General features: G+C 70.3%; 19 protein-coding genes. 15 read left to right on the top strand and 4 right to left on the bottom strand.

Annotation, left to right across the window (positions count from 1 at the left end; translation table 11 throughout):
* The first annotated feature begins 475 nt into the window (after positions 1 to 475).
* Positions 476 to 2,533 carry an Hsp70 family protein gene (locus tag O2L52_RS12955; RefSeq protein WP_270115935.1) on the top strand — a complete coding sequence of 686 codons (2,058 nt, stop codon included), beginning with the start codon at positions 476 to 478 and terminating at the stop codon, positions 2,531 to 2,533.
* 67 nt (positions 2,534 to 2,600) lie between these two features.
* Here the strand turns inward: O2L52_RS12955 and O2L52_RS12950 are convergent, their stop codons facing one another.
* Complete coding sequence (locus O2L52_RS12950; RefSeq protein WP_270115933.1) at positions 2,601 to 3,059, bottom strand: DoxX family protein; 459 nt, start codon at positions 3,057 to 3,059, stop codon at positions 2,601 to 2,603.
* A 258-nt stretch (positions 3,060 to 3,317) separates the two neighbouring features.
* Positions 3,318 to 3,890, bottom strand: coding sequence for a TetR/AcrR family transcriptional regulator (locus O2L52_RS12945; RefSeq protein WP_270115931.1), 573 nt, complete (start codon positions 3,888 to 3,890; stop codon positions 3,318 to 3,320).
* Positions 3,891 to 4,002: 112 nt separating this feature from the next.
* On the opposite strand from O2L52_RS12945, the gene O2L52_RS12940 reads away from it, so the two are divergent.
* From O2L52_RS12940 to O2L52_RS12905, 8 genes are all read left to right on the top strand, one after another.
* Positions 4,003 to 4,206 carry a DUF3046 domain-containing protein gene (locus O2L52_RS12940; RefSeq protein WP_270115928.1) on the top strand — a complete coding sequence of 68 codons (204 nt, stop codon included), beginning with the start codon at positions 4,003 to 4,005 and terminating at the stop codon, positions 4,204 to 4,206.
* 164 nt (positions 4,207 to 4,370) lie between these two features.
* Positions 4,371 to 5,423, top strand: coding sequence for a recombinase RecA (recA, locus tag O2L52_RS12935; RefSeq protein WP_344473136.1), 1,053 nt, complete (start codon positions 4,371 to 4,373; stop codon positions 5,421 to 5,423).
* Positions 5,398 to 5,934 carry a regulatory protein RecX gene (locus tag O2L52_RS12930; RefSeq protein WP_270115924.1) on the top strand — a complete coding sequence of 179 codons (537 nt, stop codon included), beginning with the start codon at positions 5,398 to 5,400 and terminating at the stop codon, positions 5,932 to 5,934. The genes recA and O2L52_RS12930 overlap by 26 nt, the downstream gene beginning before the upstream one ends.
* A gap of 386 nt (positions 5,935 to 6,320) precedes the next feature.
* The gene (gene serA, locus O2L52_RS12925) at positions 6,321 to 7,919 is read left to right on the top strand and encodes a phosphoglycerate dehydrogenase (protein WP_270115920.1); all 1,599 of its coding nucleotides are present in this window, start codon (positions 6,321 to 6,323) and stop codon (positions 7,917 to 7,919) included.
* A 218-nt stretch (positions 7,920 to 8,137) separates the two neighbouring features.
* Positions 8,138 to 9,175: a 3-isopropylmalate dehydrogenase gene (locus tag O2L52_RS12920; RefSeq protein WP_270115918.1), complete on the top strand. Its 1,038-nt coding sequence runs from the start codon at positions 8,138 to 8,140 to the stop codon at positions 9,173 to 9,175.
* Positions 9,176 to 9,355: 180 nt separating this feature from the next.
* Positions 9,356 to 10,453 carry a branched-chain amino acid aminotransferase gene (locus tag O2L52_RS12915; protein WP_270115916.1) on the top strand — a complete coding sequence of 366 codons (1,098 nt, stop codon included), beginning with the start codon at positions 9,356 to 9,358 and terminating at the stop codon, positions 10,451 to 10,453.
* A 118-nt stretch (positions 10,454 to 10,571) separates the two neighbouring features.
* Positions 10,572 to 11,165: a hypothetical protein gene (locus tag O2L52_RS12910; RefSeq protein WP_270115915.1), complete on the top strand. Its 594-nt coding sequence runs from the start codon at positions 10,572 to 10,574 to the stop codon at positions 11,163 to 11,165.
* Positions 11,162 to 12,364 (top strand): PrsW family intramembrane metalloprotease, encoded by a 1,203-nt coding sequence (locus tag O2L52_RS12905; protein ID WP_270115914.1) that lies wholly within the window; start codon positions 11,162 to 11,164, stop codon positions 12,362 to 12,364. The genes O2L52_RS12910 and O2L52_RS12905 overlap by 4 nt, the downstream gene beginning before the upstream one ends.
* Before the next feature lie 23 nt (positions 12,365 to 12,387).
* Here the strand turns inward: O2L52_RS12905 and O2L52_RS12900 are convergent, their stop codons facing one another.
* On the bottom strand, positions 12,388 to 13,077 hold the full coding sequence (locus O2L52_RS12900; protein ID WP_270115912.1) for a hypothetical protein: 690 nt from the start codon (positions 13,075 to 13,077) through the stop codon (positions 12,388 to 12,390).
* 147 nt (positions 13,078 to 13,224) lie between these two features.
* Positions 13,225 to 14,307: a polyprenyl synthetase family protein gene (locus O2L52_RS12895; RefSeq protein ID WP_344472960.1), complete on the bottom strand. Its 1,083-nt coding sequence runs from the start codon at positions 14,305 to 14,307 to the stop codon at positions 13,225 to 13,227.
* Positions 14,308 to 14,373: 66 nt separating this feature from the next.
* On the opposite strand from O2L52_RS12895, the gene metF reads away from it, so the two are divergent.
* The 6 genes from metF (at position 14,374) to O2L52_RS12865 (ending at position 21,159) form a co-directional block, all read left to right on the top strand.
* Complete coding sequence (gene metF, locus O2L52_RS12890) at positions 14,374 to 15,279, top strand: methylenetetrahydrofolate reductase [NAD(P)H] (RefSeq protein ID WP_270115909.1); 906 nt, start codon at positions 14,374 to 14,376, stop codon at positions 15,277 to 15,279.
* Positions 15,280 to 15,400: 121 nt separating this feature from the next.
* On the top strand, positions 15,401 to 16,009 hold the full coding sequence (locus O2L52_RS12885) for a hypothetical protein (RefSeq protein ID WP_270115908.1): 609 nt from the start codon (positions 15,401 to 15,403) through the stop codon (positions 16,007 to 16,009).
* Between the two features lie 241 nt (positions 16,010 to 16,250).
* Positions 16,251 to 16,631: a tetratricopeptide repeat protein gene (locus tag O2L52_RS12880; RefSeq protein WP_270115905.1), complete on the top strand. Its 381-nt coding sequence runs from the start codon at positions 16,251 to 16,253 to the stop codon at positions 16,629 to 16,631.
* Between the two features lie 257 nt (positions 16,632 to 16,888).
* Complete coding sequence (locus tag O2L52_RS12875) at positions 16,889 to 17,407, top strand: SAV_6107 family HEPN domain-containing protein (protein ID WP_243901420.1); 519 nt, start codon at positions 16,889 to 16,891, stop codon at positions 17,405 to 17,407.
* 406 nt (positions 17,408 to 17,813) lie between these two features.
* Positions 17,814 to 19,601 (top strand): aspartate--tRNA ligase, encoded by a 1,788-nt coding sequence (aspS, locus tag O2L52_RS12870; RefSeq protein ID WP_270115903.1) that lies wholly within the window; start codon positions 17,814 to 17,816, stop codon positions 19,599 to 19,601.
* Positions 19,602 to 19,785: 184 nt separating this feature from the next.
* Positions 19,786 to 21,159, top strand: a complete 1,374-nt coding sequence (locus tag O2L52_RS12865; RefSeq protein WP_309299874.1) for a serine/threonine-protein kinase — start codon at positions 19,786 to 19,788, stop codon at positions 21,157 to 21,159.
* Positions 21,160 to 21,177 lie beyond the last annotated feature (18 nt).

Here is a 21,177-nt window from a genome sequence, read left to right as displayed (position 1 = left end):
ACTGACTGAGCAAGCGGCCCTGAGGAACTGGTTTCCTCAGGGCCGCTTCGTGCTTCCTGCGGCGTGGATGCGGCAGCTGGTCCCATTCGTTGGTCGCTTTGTTGCCGAGCGAACGATCGGCGCTTGGAAGGCAGCGGCCGACACGAAGTGGCGCGCTCCGGCCTCCGCCCCGATCGCTGTACCGCCGAGAGCGATCGATTCGCCTCGGGTTGCCCGGAATGCGGCGGCCGCTATGTGACGGCAGGACTTGGCCGCCCCGATTGCCCTGCCGAGGGCATCGGCAGTGGCGGGTCCCCGACCCCCCATCCCGATCGCTGTACCGCCGAGAGCGAACGATTCGCCTTGGGTTGCCCGGAATGCGGCGGTTGGTCCCATCCGCCCGCCGATCGCCTTGCCGCCGAAGACGACCGATGTGCGCCTCGTTCCTCACGAGTACGCTGATGCGGTCCCGATCCGCCTCCCCAGAAAGCTCGGCATGGACTCCGCCCCCCGTACGGCTGCCGCGCTCGGCATCGACTTCGGCACGCACCATACGGTCGCCACCGTCCTCCGCGACGACGGCCGCCGCCACCAGCTGCTCTTCGAGGGCACGCCACTGCTGCCTTCAGGAATATATCTCGATAACGAGGCATCGATCCTCGTCGGACGCGACGCCGCGCGCGAGGGCCGCCGCCGTCCCGAGCGCTACGAGCGCAACCCGAAGCTGCGCCTCGATGCCTCCACGATCCTGCTGGGGGACAAGGAGATCCCTGTCCGCGAAGCGGTCGCGGCCGTGCTGCGCCGGGTCATCGCCGACTGCGGCACCGCCGCCGGCGTGCCCCGTTCGGTCACCGTGACCGTCCCGGCCGGGTGGGGTCCGGCCCGCCGCCACGTCGTCGGCGACGCCGCCGTCAGCGCCGGGGCCGTGTCACCGGTGCTGCTGCCCGAGCCCGTGGCCGCCGCCCGCTACTTCGCGGAGGTGCTCGGCCATGAACTCGCGCCGGGCCAGACCCTCGTCGTCTTCGACCTCGGCGCGGGCACCTTCGACGCGAGCGCCGTGGCGCGCACCGACACCGGCTACGACGTGCTCGCCGTGGACGGATCGGACCGGATCGGCGGGCACTACCTCGACCAGGCGCTCGTCGAGTACCTCGGCGGCCGCTTCGCCGGATCCGAGGAGCGCGCCAGCCGGTGGGCCGGGCTCCTCGACCCCGACGCCGGACCGGAGGCGCTCCGCGGGCGCTTCACGCTCTACGACGAAGTGCGCGAAGCGAAGGAGCGCCTGTCGCGCCGCACGAGCACTGATATCGCGGTGCCGGGCTTCGCCGTCGAGGAGATGCTCACCCGCGCCGAACTCGAATTGCTGGCCCGCCCGCTCATGGCCCAAGCCGTCGAGATCACGCGGGCAGTGATCCGCGAGGCCGGGCTCGCCCCTGAGCAGCTCGCCGGACTCTTCATGGTCGGCGGCGCGAGCCGGATGCCATTGGCCGCCACGATGATCCACCAGGAACTCGGCATCGCGCCGACCCTCATCGAGCAGCCCGAGCTGGTCGTCAGCGAAGGCGCCGTGGCGATCCACGCCCCGGCCCCGCAGACGCCCGCCGCCCCGCTCCCGCCGGTCACCCCGGCGGTCCCGTACACCCCCGTCGCACCGGCGCCCGCCGCCACGAGCGTCCTGACGCCTGCCGCCGCCCCGGCGGTCCAGGGCCCGCCGACCATGCCGATGACCGGGGTCCTGCCACCGCTCAGCCCGCCTGCGCCGCAACCGGACCGGGGCCGGCCGCGGCCGCGCGCCGTGGTCCTCGCGGTCCTGCTGGTCGTCCTCATGTGCGGCGGCGCGGTCCTCGCCGAGGTCCTGCGCCGCAACGGCGACGGGTCGGGCGGTGAGGACCCGACCGGCGACACCACCGAGGGCGTGGGCATCGAGCCCGAATCCGCAGGGGCGCAGACCGATGCGGCACTGCCGGCCTGGCCGGGCGAGGTCGTGGAGGTCGTGCCCGGGGTCTCCTCGCTGACCGTCACCACCGACGCCGACCCGGCCTCCACCGGCTGCCGCGTCGACTACACCGGCTCCGATTCCCAAGGCTCCGTGGAGGACCTGCCCTGCGCCGAGTTCACCCTGGAGGGCCTCAACGCCTCGGACACCTACTTCTTCTCCGTCCACAGCCCCGCGGCGGACAGCGAGCCGGTGACCGGTGTCGGGGACACGTCCATCGTCACCGGGACCGTGTACTGGGACTGCCCGCAGTCGCGCACGTACTGCCAGAACCAGGGCGGCAGGCCCGGCATCCGCGGCACGCCGGGGGACGCGGCGTCCGCCGTCGACTACGCCGACGTCGGCGAGGAGTTCGAGCTGGCCTGCTACACGGCCGCCGAGACCATCGACCCGAGCGGCCAGGAGGAACAGGGCTTCTGGGACTACCACCCGGGGAAGAGCCCGTCGAACCTCATGGTCGAGGTGGAGCTCGCCGAGGGTCGCGGCTACATCCCGTTCGTCTGGCTCGTGGTCGACCCCGCGGACCTGAACTCCATCGGAGGACTCGCCGCGTGCTGATCCGGAGCCGCTGAACGCCCGGAGCCTCCGAGCGGGCACCGCTCGGAGGCTCCGGGTCCAGTGCGGGTCAGGCCAGGCTCTCGGCGCGAGCGGGCTCGTCAGCCTCCTTCTTCTCGCCGATGTTGTTGAGCCACAGCGAGTCGACGGCGAGCGCGCCGCCGCCGGAGAAACCGATGGCGATGGCGATGGCGGCCAGCAGGAGCACGTACTCGTAGCCGCCCTCCTGGGAGAAGAACGCGCCGTCGAGCGGGTGCACGAAGTACATCGCGCCGAGCATGACGCTGGCGAGCCAGAGCCCCGCCAGCGGTAGGAGCGCTCCCAAAATAAGCAGGGCGCCGCCGATGATCTCGGCCCCCACGGTGAAGTAGGCCGACAGCGTGGGTGCCGGGATGCCCAAGCCCTCGAAGCCCTGGACCGTGGCGTCCATGCCGTTCTCGCTGAACTTCTGCCAGCCGTGTGCAATGAAGACGACGCCGAGGACGACGCGTCCGATGAGGAGTCCGATCGGTTGGAGTCGGGTGATCATGTATGCCCTCCATAGGGGGTGGGAGTCGCGACCGGCCTGCGAGAGGCACTGTGGAGCGGTCGGTCGACCGCGAGCGGAGGCACCGGAAGCGACATTGGTTGAGTTTTCAATTAAGAGAGAAGTTTAGCAAAATGTAATGATGGATGTAAATGTCTGCTGCCTAGGAATACTGTGCGCGTTTTGCGTCGCCGCGCATCAGTGACAAACGGCGGGAGGGCGGGCACAATGCCCGCCCTCCCGCCGTCGATGCCGACCCGCTCAGTGGCGGCGCACGGCCTCTTCCACGAGCCTGAGGATGCGGGTGATGTCGAGGTCCTCGCGGCCGGTCGCGAGGTAGCGCACCAGGCCGTCGTACATCAGCTGCAGGAACCCGGCCAGGACCTCGATGTCGATGTCGGTGCGCAGCACCCCGATCTCGCGCTGGTGCTCGAGCCGCTCCCGGCTCGCCTCCGCGATCGCCTCGCGCCGCCGCCCCCAGGCCTCGGCGAACTCCGGGTCGGTGCGCAGGCGCCGCGCGACCTCCAGCTGCGTGCCGAGCCAGCCGGCGGTCTCGGGCTTGTCCGCGCCCGTGGTCAGGTCCTGCATCACGCCCACGAGGCCCCGGTCGGCCACCGTCGCCGCCATCTCCGCCGCGTCGACGGAGGCCACGGCCAGGAACAGCGCGTCCTTGTCCCGGAAGTGGTGGAAGATCGCCCCGCGCGAGAGCCCCGTCGCCTCCTCCAGCCGCCGCACCGTCGCGCCCTCGTATCCGAACTTGGCGAAGCACGAGCGCGCGCCGTCGAGGATCTGCTGACGGCGGGAGTCGAGGTGTTCTTGGCTGACGCGAGGCACCCGGCAATCTTGCCACCCGTGGTTGGCCCCGGCCCACGGAGTCGCCTACCGTTGTCGCAGCGGAACGGCGGGAACGGCGCACCTGAGGGTGCGGGAGGCAGGGGAGCGGCGCATGAAGCAGAGCGATTTCTGGGACCGGATGAACGAGACCTTCGGGACCGCGTACGCCCGGTCGGTCGCCGCCGACCACACCCTCGGTCAGCTCGGCGGCCGCACGATCGACCAGGCCCTCGCCGAGGGCGAGAACGCCAAGGCCGTGTGGATGGCCGTCTGCCGCGCCTGGCCGGAGCGGATCCCCTCCCGCCTGGTGCGCTGACGACGCTGTTCGCCGAGATCCGCGGTCTCCTCGTCTCTGTCGACTCGAGCTTCTGTCGTCTCTGCGAGATGCGCCCTGTTCGAACATGCCGTTGACCTAGGTTGTCGGTGGGTGCGACTACCGTGTTCACCATGGCTAAGCAGACAGGAACCAGGGGAGGCGGGATGAACTCCGCTCAGGACAAGTCCAAGGCGCTCGATCTCGCCTTGGCCCAGATTGACAAGCAGTTCGGCAAGGGCTCGGTCATGCGACTGGGCGAGAAGCCGAAGCAGAACATCAAGACCATCTCCACCGGCTCGATCGCGCTCGACGTGGCGCTCGGCGTCGGCGGCCTGCCGCAGGGCCGCATCATCGAGATCTACGGTCCCGAGTCCAGCGGTAAGACCACGATCGCCTTGCACGCCATGGCGAACGTCCAGGCCGAGGGCGGTGTCGCGGCGATGATCGACGCCGAGCACGCGCTCGACCCGATCTACGCCGAGAAGCTCGGCGTCAACGTCGACGACCTCCTCGTCAGCCAGCCGGACAACGGCGAGCAGGCCCTGGAGATCGCGGACATGCTGGTCCGCTCCGGCGCCGTCGACCTCATCGTCATCGACTCGGTGGCCGCGCTCGTGCCGCGCGCCGAGATCGAGGGCGAGATGGGCGACTCGCACGTGGGCCTGCAGGCCCGGCTCATGAGCCAGGCCCTGCGCAAGATCACCGGCGGCCTGAACAACACGGGCACCACGATGATCTTCATCAACCAGCTGCGCGAGAAGATCGGCGTCATGTTCGGCTCGCCCGAGACCACCGCCGGCGGCAAGGCGCTCAAGTTCTACGCCTCGGTGCGCCTGGACATCCGCCGGATCGAGACGCTCAAGGACGGCGGCGAGGCCGTCGGCAACCGCACCCGCGTCAAGGTCGTCAAGAACAAGGTCGGCTCGCCGTTCCGCCAGGCCGAGTTCGACATCCTCTACGGGCACGGCGTGTCCAAGGAGGGCTCGATCATCGACATGGGCGTCGAGCACGGCATCGTGAAGAAGTCGGGCGCCTGGTACACGTACGAGGGCGACCAGCTCGGCCAGGGCAAGGAGAAGTCCCGGACCAACCTCAAGGAGAACCCGGACCTGGCCCTGGAGATCGAGAAGAAGATCAAGGAGAAGCTCGGCGTCGACGCCGCCGCGGCCGACGCCCCGATCGAGGTCGAGATTGAAGAACCCCCGGTCGACTTCTAAGCCGGACGACCCCGAGGCGGCCCGGCAGTACTGTCTCCAGCTGCTGTCGGGCCGGCCCCGCACGCGCTCCGAACTCGGTGACTCGATGCGCCGCAAGGGCTTCGAAGAGGAGATCGTCACCGACATCCTGGAGCGCTACGCCGAGGTCGGCCTCATCGACGACGCGGTGTTCGCGCGCGCCTGGGTCGAGTCCCGCCACCGCAGCCGCGGCCTGTCGAAGCGGAGCCTCGCGGGGGAGCTGCGCCGCAAAGGCGTCGACCCCGACTTCGTCGACGCCGCCGTGGAGCAGGTCAGCGACGACGACGAGCGGGCGGCCGCGCTCGAGCTGGCGCGGCGCCGCTACCGGTCGCTAGCGGGCCAGACCGACGACGCCGTCCTCCGCAAGCTCGTGGGAATGCTCGCCCGCAAAGGCTACGGCTCCGGCGTGGCGATCCCGGTCGTCAAGCAGGTGCTCGCCGAGGCCGAGAGCGACGCGGCGGAGCTCCTGGACGAGGACGCCCACTTCGAATAGCGGTGCAAATCCGGCGCTAGCCTGCAAAACGGGCATGCGCATCGCCCCCGATTCCAGTACGGCGCACAGGTATGACATGTCGGCCCCACAGGGCATCATCGAAACGGGGGCGGCTGCGAAGCCGAACAAGCGTCGCGACCGCGACCGCGACCGGCCGGGGGGTGCGGCGGGCCGACGGGCCCGCCCGCGTCTCACGAAGCGGAACGCGACTCGTGAGGTGCGCGCCGCCCCGGCCGTGACCTGTGGGGCCTGACATGCGAGGGGTGTTCCAGGATTCGGAATGCGGCAGGTCGGTAAGGAGCCGTTAACGCGTTGGACATACCATTGGCCGCGACGACGCAGCGCCGCGCCCGGTCCTCCGTCTCCCTTACCTTTGCGAGGTACCCATGACCGAACCGAAACCCGTCGTGGTCATTGCCGACCCGCTAGCGCCCGCCGCGGTCGATGTCCTCTCCGGGGACTTCGACGTCCGGGAGATCGACGGTACGAACGTGGAGTCCCTCCACGCCGCGCTGGTCGAGGCCGACGCCGTGATCGTCCGCTCCGCCACCACCATCAACGCGGCGGCGCTCGAGCACGCGCCGAAGCTCAAGGTCATCGCGCGCGCCGGCGTCGGACTCGACAACGTCGACCTGCCCGCCGCCACCGAGCGCGGCGTCATGGTCGTCAACGCGCCGACCTCCAACATCGTCTCCGCCGCCGAGCAGGCCATCACGCTGCTGCTCGCCAGCGCCCGCCACATCGCCCGTGCCGACGCCTCGCTGCGCGCCGGGCGCTGGGACCGCAAGAAGTTCACCGGTGTCGAGATCCAGGGCAAGACCCTCGGCGTCATCGGCTTCGGCAAGATCGGGCAGCTCGTCACCACCCGCATGCAGGCGTTCGACATGGACGTGGTCGCGTACGACCCGTACGCCCAGCCCGCGATCGCCGCGAAGCTCGGGGTGAAGCTCGTCGACCTCGACACGCTGCTGGCCGCCGCGGACTTCATCACGATCCACCTGCCGAAGACGCCCGAGACCGTGGGCATCCTCGGCGAGGACGCGTTCAACAAGGTCAAGCCGGGCGTGCGGATCGTTAACGCCGCGCGCGGCGGCCTCATCGACGAAGAGGCGCTCGCCGCCGCGCTGCAGGACGGACGCGTGGCCGCCGCCGGCCTCGACGTGTTCGTCAAGGAGCCGTGCACCGACTCGCCGCTGTTCGCGCTCGACAACGTGGTCGCCGCCCCGCACCTGGGCGCGTCCACGCGCGAGGCGCAGGACAACGCCGGCCTCGCGGTCGCCAAGAGCGTGCGCCTCGCCCTCTCCGGCGAGTTCGTGCCGGACGCGGCGAACGTGCAGGCCGGGGGTGTCGTCCACGAGGACGTGCGCCCGCTGCTGCCGCTCGCCGAGCGCCTGGGCCGCACGTTCAACGCGCTCACGGGCGCCCCGGTCCAGTCGCTCACCGTCGAGGTCCGCGGCGACGTCGTCGACCACGACGTGACGGTCCTCCAGCTCGCGGCCACCAAGGGCCTGTTCGTGGACGTGGCCGACTCGGTCACGTACGTGAACGCGCCGCTCGTGGCCGACCAGCGCGGTGTCGAGGTCGGCCTGTTCGCCTCGAAGGAGTCGCCGGAGTACCAGACGCTCCTGACGCTGCGCGGCGCGCTGGTCGACGGCCGGAGCCTCACGGTCTCGGGCACGATCAGCCCCGGCCCGCACGGCGGCCTGCGCCTGACCGAGATCGACGGCTTCGAGCTCGACATCGACCTGGACGGCTCGCTGCTGTTCCTGCGCTACACCGACCGTCCCGGCGTCGTCGGCCTCATCGGCGGCGCGCTCGGCGACCTGGGCATCAACATCGCCGCGATGCAGGTGGCCCGCAAGGCCGCCGGCGGCGAGGCCGTCATGGCGATGGCCCTCGACGCCCCGGTGCCGTCCGAGCTGCTCGGCCGCATCAAGGAGTCGGTCGGCGCGAGCGGCGTCAAGTCGGTGACCCTGCAGGACTAGCGCTCGTCCGGTGCGCCGCTTTCGCGGCGTCCACCGGACCGGTTCCACCTGCTGAGAGTCGTTCGTCGGAATGCGGGACGGGTGCGTTAAGGTGAACGCACTCGCCCGCATTCCGCGTTTCCCCGGGAAGTACTGACCGATGGGGAACCGGCCGGTCCCAGACCGGAAGCGGGGCACCAGTTCGCTTCAGCGACTGAGGACGAAATCAGAGAGGCAGCATGAGCAGGATCGCGGTCATCCCGGGCGACGGGATCGGGCAAGAGGTCATCGCCGAGGCGCAGAAGGTGCTCGCCGTGGCCCTTCCCGGCTACGAGTCGACCGAGTACGACCTGGGCGCCCGCCTGTACAACCGCACCGGTGAGGTCCTCCCCGAGAGCGTCCTGTCCGAACTGGACGAGCACGACGCGATCCTCCTGGGCGCCATCGGCGACCCGTCGGTCCCGCCGGGGGTCCTCGAGCGCGGTCTGCTCCTGAAGCTGCGCTTCGAGTTCGACCAGTACGTGAACCTGCGGCCCAGCCGCCTGTACCCGGGCGCGCCCACGCCGCTGGCCGACGTCAAGCCCGGCGACATCGACTTCGTGGTCGTGCGTGAGGGCACCGAGGGCCTGTACACCGGCGCCGGCGGCAACCTCCACACCGGATCGGCGGCGGAGATCGCCACCGAGGAGTCCCTGAACACGCGCTACGGCACCGAGCGGGTCATCCGCGACGCCTTCGAGCGCGCCAAGCGCCGCCGCGGCCACCTTACGCTGGTCCACAAGACCAACGTGCTCGTGCACGCCGGCGGGCTCTGGAAGCGCACCTTCGACGAGGTCGCGGCCGAGTACCCGGACATCACCACCGAGTACCAGCACGTCGACGCCGCCGCCATGTTCCTGGTGAACCGGCCGCACACGTTCGACGTGATCGTCACCGACAACCTGTTCGGCGACATCCTCACCGACATCGCGGCCGCGGTGACCGGCGGCATCGGCCTGGCCGCCACCGGTTCGATCAACCCCGACCACACGCACCCGTCGACGTTCGAGCCCGTGCACGGCTCGGCGCCCGACATCGCCGGTCAGGGCATCGCCGACCCGGTCGCCGCGATCTCCTCCACCGCGCTCCTGCTCGAGCACTTGAGCCGCCCCGACGCCGCAGCCGCGGTGAACGCCGCGGTCGAGCGCGAACTGGCCGGACGCGAGTCCGGCACCAAGATCCGCACCGGCGAGGTAGGCGACCGAGTAGCCGCCGACGTCGCCGGACAGCTCAGCTAGCACCCAAGCAGCTTCGACGCCCGGCGGGCCAGCGCTCTGACAAGAGCGACTCGCCGGGCGTTTTTCCGTGTCGGCGACGACCGGGCCGCGCGCCGCCCGACCACCTGAACGAGCGGTAAGTTAGGCATCAGGACCAAATACAGCACCACACCCGAGCCACTTGCACTGAAGGACAGATCAATGACCAGCGACGGTCTTCCCGACCTGCGGCACGAGCCGCACCCGAACCCGACCCCGGCGGACCAGCGCAGAGCGCTCGTCGCCGACCCCGTGTTCGGCACCGTGTTCACCGACCACATGTTCCAGATGACCTGGACCGAGGGACGCGGCTGGCACAGCGCCACCGTCAAGCCGTACGGCCCGCTCACGCTCTCCCCGGCCGCGGCGGTCCTGCACTACGCCCAGGAGATCTTCGAGGGCCTGAAGGCCTACCGCTACCCCGACGGGGGCATCGGCCTGTTCCGCGCCGAGGCCAACGCCCGCCGCCTCAACCTCTCGGCGCAGCGCATGGCCATGCCGCACCTGCCCGAGGAGTGGTTCCTCGCCTCGATCCGCGAGCTCCTCGCCGTCGACGGCGACTGGGTGCCGAGCCAGGAGGAGGCCAGCCTCTACCTGCGCCCGTACATGTTCGCGTCCGAGGCGTTCCTCGGCGTGCGCCCCGCCAAGGAGTTCACGTACCTGGTCATCGCCTCCCCGGCGGCCGCCTACTTCAAGAACGGCCCCAAGCCGCTCAACCTGTGGGTCTCCGAGGAGTTCAACCGGGCCGGGCCCGGCGGCACCGGCGCGGCGAAGTGCGGCGGCAACTATGCCGCGAGCCTCCTCCCGCAGGCCGAGGCCATCGAGCACGGCTGCGACCAGGTGGTCTTCCTCGACGCGGTGAAGTACGAGAACGTGGACGAACTCGGCGGCATGAACCTGTTCTTCGCCTACGAGAACGAGCGGGTCCTGTACACGCCGAAGCTCGGCACGATCCTCCCCGGCATCACCCGCGACGCGATCTTCACGCTCGCCACCGAGGCCGGCTGGGAGGTCCGCGAGACCGACTACTCGCTCGCCCGCTGGCGCGACGACGCCGAGAGCGGCGCCCTCTCCGAGGCCTTCGCGTGCGGCACCGCCGCCGTGATCACCCCGGTCGGCACCGTCAAGGGCCGCAACGGCGAGTTCAAGGTCAACGGCGGCGAGGCCGGCAAGTTCACCATGCAGCTGCGCCAGACCATCCTCGACCTTCAGCACGGCCGCGCCGAGGACACCCACGGCTGGACCGTCAAGGTCGCCTAGGAGGCACCCTCCTTCCGCGGCAGGGGCGTTCACGGCCCGGTCGCCGGAAACCGGGAGCATTCCCAGTCCCCTTCCCGTACCTTGATATCCACGCGTGTCAAGGCTCGGGGAGGGGACTTTGGGCGACGTCACCATCGATCTGAACCGGTTCGGGGTCGAACGCGGCCGCATGTGGCAGGCCGTGGTCGCGGCACTGGCCATCGCCCTGCCGCTGGTGTTCTGGATCGGCATCGAACGCGCCCTCGGCGACTCCGTGCTGGAGATCGAGTCCGGCGAGACCCTCTACCTCCAGTCCTACCCCGTCACCGGCGCCAGCCTCGAGTTCACCCTCCCCGGCGAGGGCTGGACCTCCCCGGGCATCCACATGGCCGACCAGCGCCAGAACTTCCGCCACGGCGCCCTCACCGCCACCGTCGAGGTCGACACCCATGTGGAGAGCCTCGAGAAGCTCCTCGTGCGCCGCGCCGACCCGATCATCTCCGAACGCGGCTACGCCTACAACAACGAGCAGCCCTACACGAACGCCGCCTCGGGGCTCTCGGGCTACCGCGCCGACATCGTCGGCCTCGACACCGCCGGGTCGATCACCGTCGTCGGCGAGGACGGCGGCGCGGCCGCGATCCTCATCCTCATCGCCCCCGGCGACGACCCCGGCAGCGCCACCGTCGACCCCGGCCCGTTCATCGACGCGTTCCGACTGGAGGGCGAGTGAACGTCCGCACCGAACGCGTCGTCGTCGAGAGCCAGGGCGCCTTCGTCCGCATCCGGCGCCCCGCCTACTGGCTCTTCGTCGCCTGCCTCGTCTACGGCCTGATCGAGCTCGGCCGCGTCCTCTCGCCAGACTACGGCGACATCGCGACCGCCCTGTGGGCCTCCATCGCCGTGAACGCGGTGCTCGCGTTCTTCTTCCTCGACATCCTCGCCCGCCTCGACCTCTTCGAGCGCGAACCGCCCACGGTGCGGGCCGCCGCCATGTGCTGGGGCGGCCTCGCCGCCGTCGCGTTCGCCATGTTCGCCAACGACGCCGCGCTCGTGGTCCTCGCCGAGCTCACCGACGCCCAGTGGGCCCGCACCTGGGGCCCGCCCATCGTGGGGCCGCTCAACGAGGAGTGGCTCAAGGCCATGGGCGTGGTCATGCTCGTCCTCATCGTGCGCGAGCACTTCGACCGCTCCATCGACGGCCTCATCTACGGCGCGCTCGTGGGCCTGGGCTTCCAGGTCGTCGAGAACCTCACGTACGCCATCAAATACGCGGGTCTCAACCCGAACTCCGACCTCACCGGCGCGCTCACCGTGACGTTCACGCGCGTCCTGGTCGCCGGGCCGTGGTCCCACCCGCTGTACACCGGCGCGGCCGGGCTCGGCATCGCGTTCTTCGTGACCCAGACCCGGCGCCGCCTCAGCACCCGCCTCGGCGTCGCGATCGGCCTGTACGCGCTGGCCCTGGGGATGCACGGCCTGTGGAACATGCCGCTGCCCTCGAGCATGCCGCCGGCGCTGGGGATTCCGCTGAGCTACGGCAAAGGCCTGATCATCCTTGCGCTGTTCTTCGTGCTCTACCATTTCGCGGCGCGCGCGGAATGGCACTGGTTCGTGACCACGATGTCCGATCAGGACGAAGGCATCATCACCGCCGACGACCTCACCGAGATGCGGTCGCTGCGCAGCAGGCGCAAGGCCCGCAAGCACGCGCACCGGCAGTGGGGCAAGGAGTCCTCGCACCTGCTCGGGCAGCTCCACCGGGAGCTGGTGAACCTGGCGACGCTCGTCGCCCGCGACCAGCGGCGCGGCGAAGCGGTCGAGGACGGGCCCGACGTGGCCGCCGTGAAGCGCAACATCGCCGCCATCAGGGCCGAACTGGCCGAAGTGAAAGGCGTGGCCCGAACGCCGGTGCTCAGCACCGAAGGCTAAGGGCCGCAGCAACACCGGCTCCCTCAGCCGATGCGGTTCTTGCGGGGGATCGGCGCGCTCGAACCGCGCGGCGCCTGGTCGGCGCTCTCGGCGACCGGTGCGGACGGATCCGTCGGGTCGGTGGCCGGCGACGCCGTCGGCATGTCGGTCGTCGGCACCGAAGCGCTCGGCGTCGGCTCCACCGTCGTCGGCGCGTCCGTGGTGGGCTCCTCGGTGGGCGTCTCCGTCGGCGCGTCCGTGGTCGGCTCCTCGGTCGGTTCCTCCGTCGGCTCCAGCGTGGGCGTGGCGGACTCGCCGCCCTCCTCGACCGGGTCGGCGGTCTCCCCGCCGACCGGCACCAGCCCGGGCGCCTCCGCGGCGCTGCGGCCCCGCGACTCACTCGACGACGCGAGTTCGGACGCTTCGGGATCGGCGGCCTCACCTGCGGCGGAAGGCGACTGCGACGCCTCCTCCGAGGAGGACTCCGCGTCCTGCCCGGTCGTGTCCGCACCCAGGCCGAACCAGCCCTCGGTGATGTCCGAGCCCTCGTCGGCCAGGTCCTGGAGGCCCGGCACGGGCTCGCGGAGCAGCGCCCCGGTCGCGATCATGCCGCCCGCGACCGCCACCACCGCGATCGCACCGGCCCGCCGGAAGCGCCGCGACCGGCGCAGATCGTAACCGAGGGAACGGATCGCGCCCCTGGTCTCGCGCCCGATGGCGCCGAAGAGTCCCACTGTGTCCCACCGTCCGTTTCATGTCCTTCACTCGTATCAACGAGCGAGGGGACGGGTGGTAACCGTTGCGTCACCCGTGCGGGTGTCAATCGGCCCATTCGGATGACCCGGGCCGACCGAAAACCCGAATTCCAACGTGGAAGGTGCTCAGAAGTCCCGCTTCACGGCCTTGACCAGCAGGCCGGCGAAGACCTGCAACGCCGCCGGGTCGACATCGGCACGCGAATCCTCCAGCGCCGCTTCAGCTTCCGCCGCGAGCGACGCGATGCGCTCCTCCGTGTCGGCCAGAGCCCCCGTGTCCATGAGGACCGCCCGCAGCCGCTGCACCCCGGCCGCGTCGAGCTCCGGGTCGCCGAGCCCCGCGTCCAGGGCCGCCCGCTGCGCCGCGTCCGCCGCCGCCGAGGCCCGCGCGATGAGGAACGTGTGCTTGCCCTCCCGCAGGTCGTCCCCGGCCGGCTTGCCCGTCTGCGCCGGGTCGCCGAACACCCCGAGCACGTCGTCGCGCAGCTGGAACGCCTCGCCCAGCGGCAGCCCGATCGCCGAGTAGTGCTCCCGCACCCGCTCCGGCGCCCCCGCCAGCGACGCGCCGATCAGCATCGGCCGCTCGATCGTGTACTTCGCGGACTTGTACCGCGCCACCTTCGCCGCCGTCGCCTCCGAGACGTCCCGGCGCACCTCCGACAGGACGTCGAGGTACTGCCCGGCGCTCACCTCGGTGCGCATCAGGTCGAAGTCGCTGCGCGCCGCGGCGACCATCGCGAACGGCAGCCCCGCCGAGCAGAACAGCTCGTCCGACCACGCCAGGCACAGGTCCCCGAGCAGGATCGCCGCCGCCGCCCCGAACCCGCCGGGCCGGCCCGACCAGCCCTCGCTCTCGTGCAGCGCCGCGAACCGCCGGTGGATCGAGGGCATCCCGCGGCGCGTGTCCGAACCGTCGATGAGGTCGTCGTGCATCAGCGCCGACGCCTGCAGCAGCTCCAGCGACGCCACGCACGCCACCAGCTCGTCCGAGTCCTCCAGGCCCGCGCCCCGCGCGCCCCAGTACGCGAACGCCGGCCGCAGGCGCTTCCCGCCGCGCAGCACGAAGTCGCGCACCGCGTCCGCATACGCCGCGAGGCTTTCGTCGATCCCGCAGATCACGGCGGCCTGCCTGTCCAGGAAGACGGTCAGGGCGGCGTCGATGCGGTCGTTGAGCTCCACGGGTCGAACCCTAGGCTCATACCGTTCCATCCCAACTATTGGGTGGTCGCCAGTGCAGGTCAGCACACGTGTGCCCATGCCGTTACATTTGCAGGCATGACTCTCGGAGTGCCCAGCGTGATGCCGCAGAAGACCGCCAAGATCGGTGATCTGCTGCGCTCAGGGCTCCCGAAGTTCTCGTTCGAGATGTTCCCGCCCCGAGACGAGGCGGCCGACACCGTCCTCTGGCGCACCATCCGCGCCCTCGAAGGCCAGAACGCCGACTACGTCTCCGTCACCTACGGCGCGGGCGGCTCGACCCGGCAGAAGACCGTCGAGACCACCGAGCGGATCAACTCCGAGACCACCCTCCTCACCATGGCCCACTGCACGGCCGTGAACCACTCCATCGCCGAGCTGCGCAACCTCATCGGCCACTTCGCCAACGTGGGCGTGCGCAACATCCTCGCCGTGCGCGGCGACCCGCCGGGCGACCCCCGCGCCGAGTGGGTCGAGCACCCCGACGGCGTCCGCCACGCCCGCGAACTCGTCGAACTCATCAAGGAGTCCGGCGACTTCAGCGTGGGCGTCGCCGCCTTCCCCGAAGGCCACCCGCGCGACGTCGACTGGGACACCGGCGTGCGCCACTTCGTCGAGAAGTGCCGCGCCGGCGCCGACTTCGCGATCACCCAGATCTTCTACGACGTCGACGACTACCTGCGCCTGCGCGACGCCGTCGCCGCCGCCGGCTGCGACATCCCGATCGTCCCGGGCATCATGCCCGTCACCAACATCCGCCAGATCGAGCGGTTCGCAGTCCTCACCGGCATGGTCTTCCCCGAAGCCCTCGCCGCACGCCTGCGCGCCGTCGAGGACGACCGCGACGCCATCCGCGACATCGGCGTCGAAGTCGCCACCGACATGGGCTCCCGGCTCCTCGCCGAAGGCGCCCCGGGACTGCACTTCACCACCCTGAACCACTCCCGCTCCACCCGCCGCGTCTGGCAGAACCTCCGGCCGTAAGGGCGCGGCGAGTGTCGGCTACCCGATCGAGGGATTGCAGTCACGGCACGGACACGTAGAGTCCTCTTCTATGTTCGATGCTGCGAATGCGCGGTTGGTGCCGTCTGCTACAACAACAACCATGCGTACGCGTGTGCCCGCTGACTCCCTAGTCGGCCGGGTCATCCTCTCCACCCGGTTCAAGCCCGGCGCCGTCGTCGGCGTCGGACTCGTCGCCAGCCTCCTCATCCCCTTCTGCGTCCTCCTCGGCGGACCGGTCATCCTGGTCTCCCTGCCGCTCATCGCGATCACCGCGCTGGCCGACTCCTCGTACGCGCTCCTCGCGGCCCGTTCGACGAGCCTCTCGCGGCGGGTCCTGGTGTTCGAACCGCTCGCTGCGCGCCTCTCCGAGGGCGCCTGGCTCATCGCACTGTGGCTCCTCGGCGCGCCCGGGTGGGCCGTCACGATCACCGGCGCGCTGTGCTGGATGTACGTGCTCACCCGCAACCGGTCGCGGCAGGTGGGCCTGCGCGACCTCGGCATGACCACGATGGGGGAGCGGTCGGTCCGCGAACTCGTGGTCGCCCTCGGCTTCGGCGCGGCGGGCGTCATCGCCGTCGCCGGTGGAGGGCAGTATGAGCAGTGGATGGGCGGCGCCATCACGATCGCGGTGACCGCCTGGATGCTGCTGGCGGCGCTGGGCCTGCTGCAGCTGGTCATCGTCGTGTCGACGGCCCTGCGCAACGACTGAGGCGCGCCGGGCGCACCACGCGCAGATCGGGCCGGCGGCGCTCCGCAACGAACGGGGTGGCGCAGCCGCCATGACCGGACTCGGTGCCTGCGAAGTCGTCGCCGAGTCACCGGAGTGTCGTACCCCAGTGTCACCCTTGATATCGGGGGTCCTCCGATGCCCGTTTTGAAGGGCGGCGCCGGGAATGCGGGGGCTTGCTCGGGCCGGGAATGATCCGAGCCGGACTTGCGTTGTCCACGAAATGCGCTACGAGAACATCACCGACGACCAGATCGCCGCCTTCATCGACTCCGACGCCAGGCCGCGCCAGATCCCCGAGGAGACTCGGCGGCTGCGCGACGCCGAGGAGATGCTCGCCCTCAAGGACCCGCTCGGGGCCCTGCAGTTCCTCGCGCCGCTGCTGCGCGACCACCCGGACCACCCGGACGTCATGCTCGTCGCCGCGCGCGCCTACTTCAAGTCGGCGCAGCTGAACAGGGCGCTCGAGCTGACTGAGAAGATGGTCGAGGCCAACCCGGCGGACTTCTACGCCCGCCTGCTCCTCGGCCGCACCCTCCAGCGGATGGGCCGCGCCGAAGAGGCCCGCGGCCACCTCCGCATGGTCAACGAGATCGCCGAGTAGCCCGTCGAGCGCGGGCCGCGAAGCGCAGGCGCCCGCGTTCTTCGAACACCCGGTGTGCCTCAGGTGTACGTCAGGGGTCGTGAACCGAACGGTTCGCGGCCCCTTTTCTGTTGCCGTGCAATGACAGTGCTGTCGGATGAGCGACACTCCGTAGCCATTCGCTGATTTCGCGCGACGATGGGGGTTGGAAATGTCGGACCCGTGTGGTTCCATATTTCTCGAACGCAAGTTCGAACAAGGTTAAGGAGGCCCACGTCATGGCAGCTTCTCGACCCGCCGTAACTCGATCCGCCTCGCCCGTGGGAACCCGCGGCGCGAGCGGCCCCCGACTGGTGCAAGCGGGCACCGTGCAGAACTCACGCCTGCGAATCCCGGCAGACCAGCTCCCCAACCGCTCCCCGCTCCAGCTCCTCGCCACCGCCCGCGTCGACCTCGACGACGCGGCGGAGCGCACCCGCCCCGGCGAGCGCTACGCCGAGGCGCACCTGGCCGCCCTCCGGGTGGCCGTGGCCGTGCTCGCAGTGCGGGCGGGCGACGCCACGGGCAGGCGGCGGCCCGGCCGCCCCTCGAGCACCTGGGAGCTGCTGCGGGGCGTTGCGCCGGAGCTGGAGGAGTGGGCCTCGCATTTCGCCCGCACCGCCCGCAAACGGGTCCTCGCGCAGGCCGGCATCCCCGACATCGTCACCCCGGAAGAGGCCGACGCGATCGTCGCCGACGCCCGCCGGTTCCTCGACGTGGTGGTGAGGCTCCTCGGCTTCAGCGCGCTTGCGCGCTGAAGTAGTTAACGCAGTAGCGCGCTCGCGCGCTGAAGTAGTTAACGCAGTAGCGCGCTCGCGCGCTGATGGGGAAGCGCAGTAGTGCGCTCGCGCGCTGAATAGGAAGCGCAACGGTGCGCGCGCAGAAGGAAGGGCGCATCAGCGCCCCGCGCAGCCCTGCGCCCCGCAGTGCGACCCTAAGCGCTGCGGGTGACCTGCGTGACGTCCGCCGTGGCGGACGGCACGGCCGACTCGCTGCGGCACGGGCGGTTATACGATTGCTGCCGGCACCGGGTTCTCGAGAGAATGCCATTGGCCCCGGCCCGCGAAGCGGGCCTCGGCGCGGCATTCCGGGCGAGACCTGCGGGCCGCGAACCGGCTCCGCCGGTCAATCGACCAACCGTTTCCTTCGAGGAGTTTTGAACCCGTGTATCGGACACACCTCGCCGGCACGCTGAGTGCCGCTGACGTCGACCAGCAAGTCACCCTCGCCGGATGGGTGGCGCGTCGCCGCGATCACGGCGGGGTGGAGTTCGTGGACCTGCGGGACGCCTCGGGCGTCGTCCAGGTCGTCTTCCGCGACTCGGAGGCCGCCGAGGCCGCCCAGAAGCTGCGCAACGAGTACTGCGTCTCCGTCACCGGCACCGTCGCGCGCCGCCCCGAAGGCAACGAGAACCCCGACCTGCCCACCGGCCAGATCGAGATCACCGCGAACGACCTCACGGTCCTCTCCGAGGCCGCGCCGCTGCCGTTCCAGATCGACGACCACGTGGACGTCTCCGAGGACATCCGGCTGCGCCACCGCTACCTCGACCTGCGCCGCACCGGCCCCAACAACGCGATCCGCCTGCGCTCCAAGGCGAACCACATCGCCCGCAACCTTCTGGTCGAGGACGGCTACGTCGAGATCGAGACCCCGACGCTGACCCGCTCCACCCCCGAGGGCGCCCGCGACTTCCTCGTCCCCGTGCGCCTCCAGCCCGGCACCTGGTACGCCCTCCCGCAGTCCCCGCAGCTGTTCAAGCAGCTCCTCATGGTCGGCGGCTTCGAGAAGTACTTCCAGATCGCCCGCTGCTACCGCGACGAGGACTTCCGCGCCGACCGCCAGCCCGAGTTCACCCAGCTCGACATCGAGGCCTCCTTCGTCGACCAGGACGACATCATCGACCTGGGCGAGCGCGTCGTCCAGGCCCTCTGGTCCGAGCTCGCCGACCACCAGATCCAGCTGCCGATTCCGCGCATGACCTGGCACGACGCCATGGACCGTTACGGCTCCGACAAGCCCGACCTGCGTTTCGGCCAGGAGCTCGTCGAACTCACCGACTACCTGCGCGGCACCGAGTTCCGCGTCTTCGCGGGCGCCATCGACGCCGGCGGCTACGTCGGCGCGGTCGTCATGCCCGGCGGCGCCTCGCAGACCCGCAAGGAGCTCGACGGCTGGCAGGACTGGGCCAAGGCGCGCGGCGCCAAGGGCCTCGCCTACATCACCTTCAACGCCGAGACCGGCGAGCCGAAGGGCCCCGTCGCCAAGAACCTCTCCGAGGAGCACCTGGCCGGGCTCGCCGACGCCGTCGGCGCCAAGGCCGGCGACGCCGTCTTCTTCGCCGCCGCCACCGACCGCCGCGAGGCCCAGGAGCTGCTCGGCGCGGCCCGCCTCGAGGTCGGCAAGCGCGTGGGCCTCATCGACGCCGACGCCTGGGCGTTCTGCTGGGTCGTCGACGCCCCCATGTTCGAACCCACCGACAACGGCGGCTGGACCGCGATCCACCACCCGTTCACCTCGCCCAACCCGGAGTGGATCGACAAGTTCGAGTCCGACCCGGCGAACGCGCTCACCTACGCCTACGACATCGTCTGCAACGGCAACGAGCTCGGCGGCGGCTCGATCCGTATCCACGACGCCAAGGTCCAGAGCCGCGTCTTCGACGTGCTCGGCCTCTCCCACGAGGAGGCCAAGGAGCAGTTCGGCTTCCTCCTCGAAGGCCTCAAGTACGGCGCCCCGCCGCACGGCGGCATAGCGCTCGGCTGGGACCGCGTCTGCGGCATCCTCGCCAAGTCCGACTCGATCCGCGACGTCATCGCGTTCCCCAAGTCGGGCGGCGGCATGGACCCGCTGACCTCGGCACCCACCACCATCACGCCCGAGCAGCGCGCCGAGGCCGGCATCGACTTCGTACCGGAAGCGGAAGCGGGTACCGAAGCGGTTGCCGGTTAGCCCTACGATGTCGTAGTGGGCGGCCCGGGCCTCGGCCCGGGCCGCCGTCTTCGTTCGATGCGTGCCCGGTTGCCCCTCAGCCAATTCCGACTGGCAGGAGTCCGTGAAGGCGGCGGCCGCGGTCCGCTGACGGCTGCTATATGTAACATCCGGCCGATGCAGGAGTAAGAGGAGCGGGTTCGACGTGCAGAGCGGGACCTTGGTGGCGGGTCGCTATCGATTGGACGAGCGGATCGCCGCTGGCGGCATGGGGGAAGTCTGGAAAGGCACCGACACCCGCCTGCAACGGGAAGTCGCCATCAAGATACTCCATGCAGGACTGTCGGGCAACGACAAGTTCCGCACGCGCTTCCAACTTGAGGCCAGGTCCGTGGCGGCCCTCCAGTCGCCCGGCATCGTCGGACTGTACGACTACGGCGAGGAGACCACCGACGACGACGGCCTGGTGTCCTATCTGATCATGGAGCTCGTGCGCGGGCGCTCGCTCGCCGAGATCCTGCGCGACCGCGGCACCCTGCCTCCCGACGAGGTCATGAAGATCGTCGCGACCGCCGCCGACGCTTTGGAAACCGCCCACCGCAACGACATCATCCACCGCGACATCAAACCCGCGAACCTCCTCGTGGACGAAGCGACCGGGTCGACCAAGATCGTCGACTTCGGCATCTCCGCCGCCCGCGGCGCCTCCGGCCTCACCGAGACCGGCACCGTCATGGGCACCCTCGCCTACGCCTCGCCCGAGCAGCTCAACGGCGCCGAGCTGACCGGCGCCAGCGACCTCTACTCGCTCGGCATCGTCGCCTACGAGGCCCTGATGGGCCGCCCGCCCTTCGTCTCCGACACACCCGTCGCGGTCATGAACGGCCACATGACCCAGGCCCCGCCGCCGCTCTCCCGCGACATCCCCGCCGGGGTCGCCCAAGTCGTGCTCCAGTCCCTCCAGAAGGACCCGCGCGCCCGCTACACCTCGGCCGCCGAGATGGCCCGCTCCGCCCGCGAAGGCCGCGTCGTCACCGGCGGCATCCCCGTCTCACCCGCGACCCCGTCCGACGGCCAGCAGACCCAGTACTTCGGCACCGACCAGACCGCCCTCCTCGGCGCTGGCGTCGGCGGCGGCAACACCGCCGAGCAGCCCACCGGCGCGATGGCGCATGAAGAGGAGAAGAGCAGTGTCACCCCGTGGATCATCACCGCGGCCGTGATCGCGGCGCTGGCCATCATCGGACTGCTCATCTGGCTCAACGGCCTGAACGATGACCCGAACGGCCAGATCGAGACCCCCGAGCCGACTTCGTCCTCGGTCGAGACCTCGGCCGAACCTTCGCCCACTGAGGACCAGACGACGACCGACGATGACGACGACTCCAACTGGGACCCGTCCACCGACGAAGAGACCTCGGAGACGCCCAGCGAGACGGCCAGCAGTCCTGACACGGAGACCTCTTCACCGGACTCGGAAACGTCGTCGCCGGCCACGGAGACTTCGGAACCGGACGGCGAAACCACGCCGTCGGACGAGACGGAATCTCCGACCACTGAGGCATCACAAAACCTCTGAAGTGCGGCTTTGCTTACC

This window comes from Glycomyces algeriensis (assembly GCF_027622855.1).
Classification (GTDB): Bacteria; Actinomycetota; Actinomycetes; order Mycobacteriales; family Micromonosporaceae; genus Glycomyces; species Glycomyces algeriensis.
Note: the sequence above shows the minus strand (reverse complement) of the source record. Positions and strands in the feature narration are given on the sequence as shown.

Excerpts from the sequence above, each read along its gene's own strand:
- O2L52_RS12955 (WP_270115935.1), top strand. The coding sequence starts at position 476 with ATGGACTCCGCCCCCCGTACGGCTGCCGCGCTCGGCATCGACTTCGGC.
- O2L52_RS12950 (WP_270115933.1), bottom strand. The coding sequence starts at position 3,059 with ATGATCACCCGACTCCAACCGATCGGACTCCTCATCGGACGCGTCGTC.
- O2L52_RS12940 (WP_270115928.1), top strand. The coding sequence starts at position 4,003 with ATGAAGCAGAGCGATTTCTGGGACCGGATGAACGAGACCTTCGGGACC.
- recA (WP_344473136.1), top strand. The coding sequence starts at position 4,371 with ATGAACTCCGCTCAGGACAAGTCCAAGGCGCTCGATCTCGCCTTGGCC.
- serA (WP_270115920.1), top strand. The coding sequence starts at position 6,321 with ATGACCGAACCGAAACCCGTCGTGGTCATTGCCGACCCGCTAGCGCCC.
- O2L52_RS12920 (WP_270115918.1), top strand. The coding sequence starts at position 8,138 with ATGAGCAGGATCGCGGTCATCCCGGGCGACGGGATCGGGCAAGAGGTC.
- O2L52_RS12915 (WP_270115916.1), top strand. The coding sequence starts at position 9,356 with ATGACCAGCGACGGTCTTCCCGACCTGCGGCACGAGCCGCACCCGAAC.
- O2L52_RS12895 (WP_344472960.1), bottom strand. The coding sequence starts at position 14,307 with ATGGAACGGTATGAGCCTAGGGTTCGACCCGTGGAGCTCAACGACCGC.
- metF (WP_270115909.1), top strand. The coding sequence starts at position 14,374 with ATGACTCTCGGAGTGCCCAGCGTGATGCCGCAGAAGACCGCCAAGATC.
- O2L52_RS12885 (WP_270115908.1), top strand. The coding sequence starts at position 15,401 with ATGCGTACGCGTGTGCCCGCTGACTCCCTAGTCGGCCGGGTCATCCTC.
- O2L52_RS12880 (WP_270115905.1), top strand. The coding sequence starts at position 16,251 with ATGCGCTACGAGAACATCACCGACGACCAGATCGCCGCCTTCATCGAC.
- O2L52_RS12875 (WP_243901420.1), top strand. The coding sequence starts at position 16,889 with ATGGCAGCTTCTCGACCCGCCGTAACTCGATCCGCCTCGCCCGTGGGA.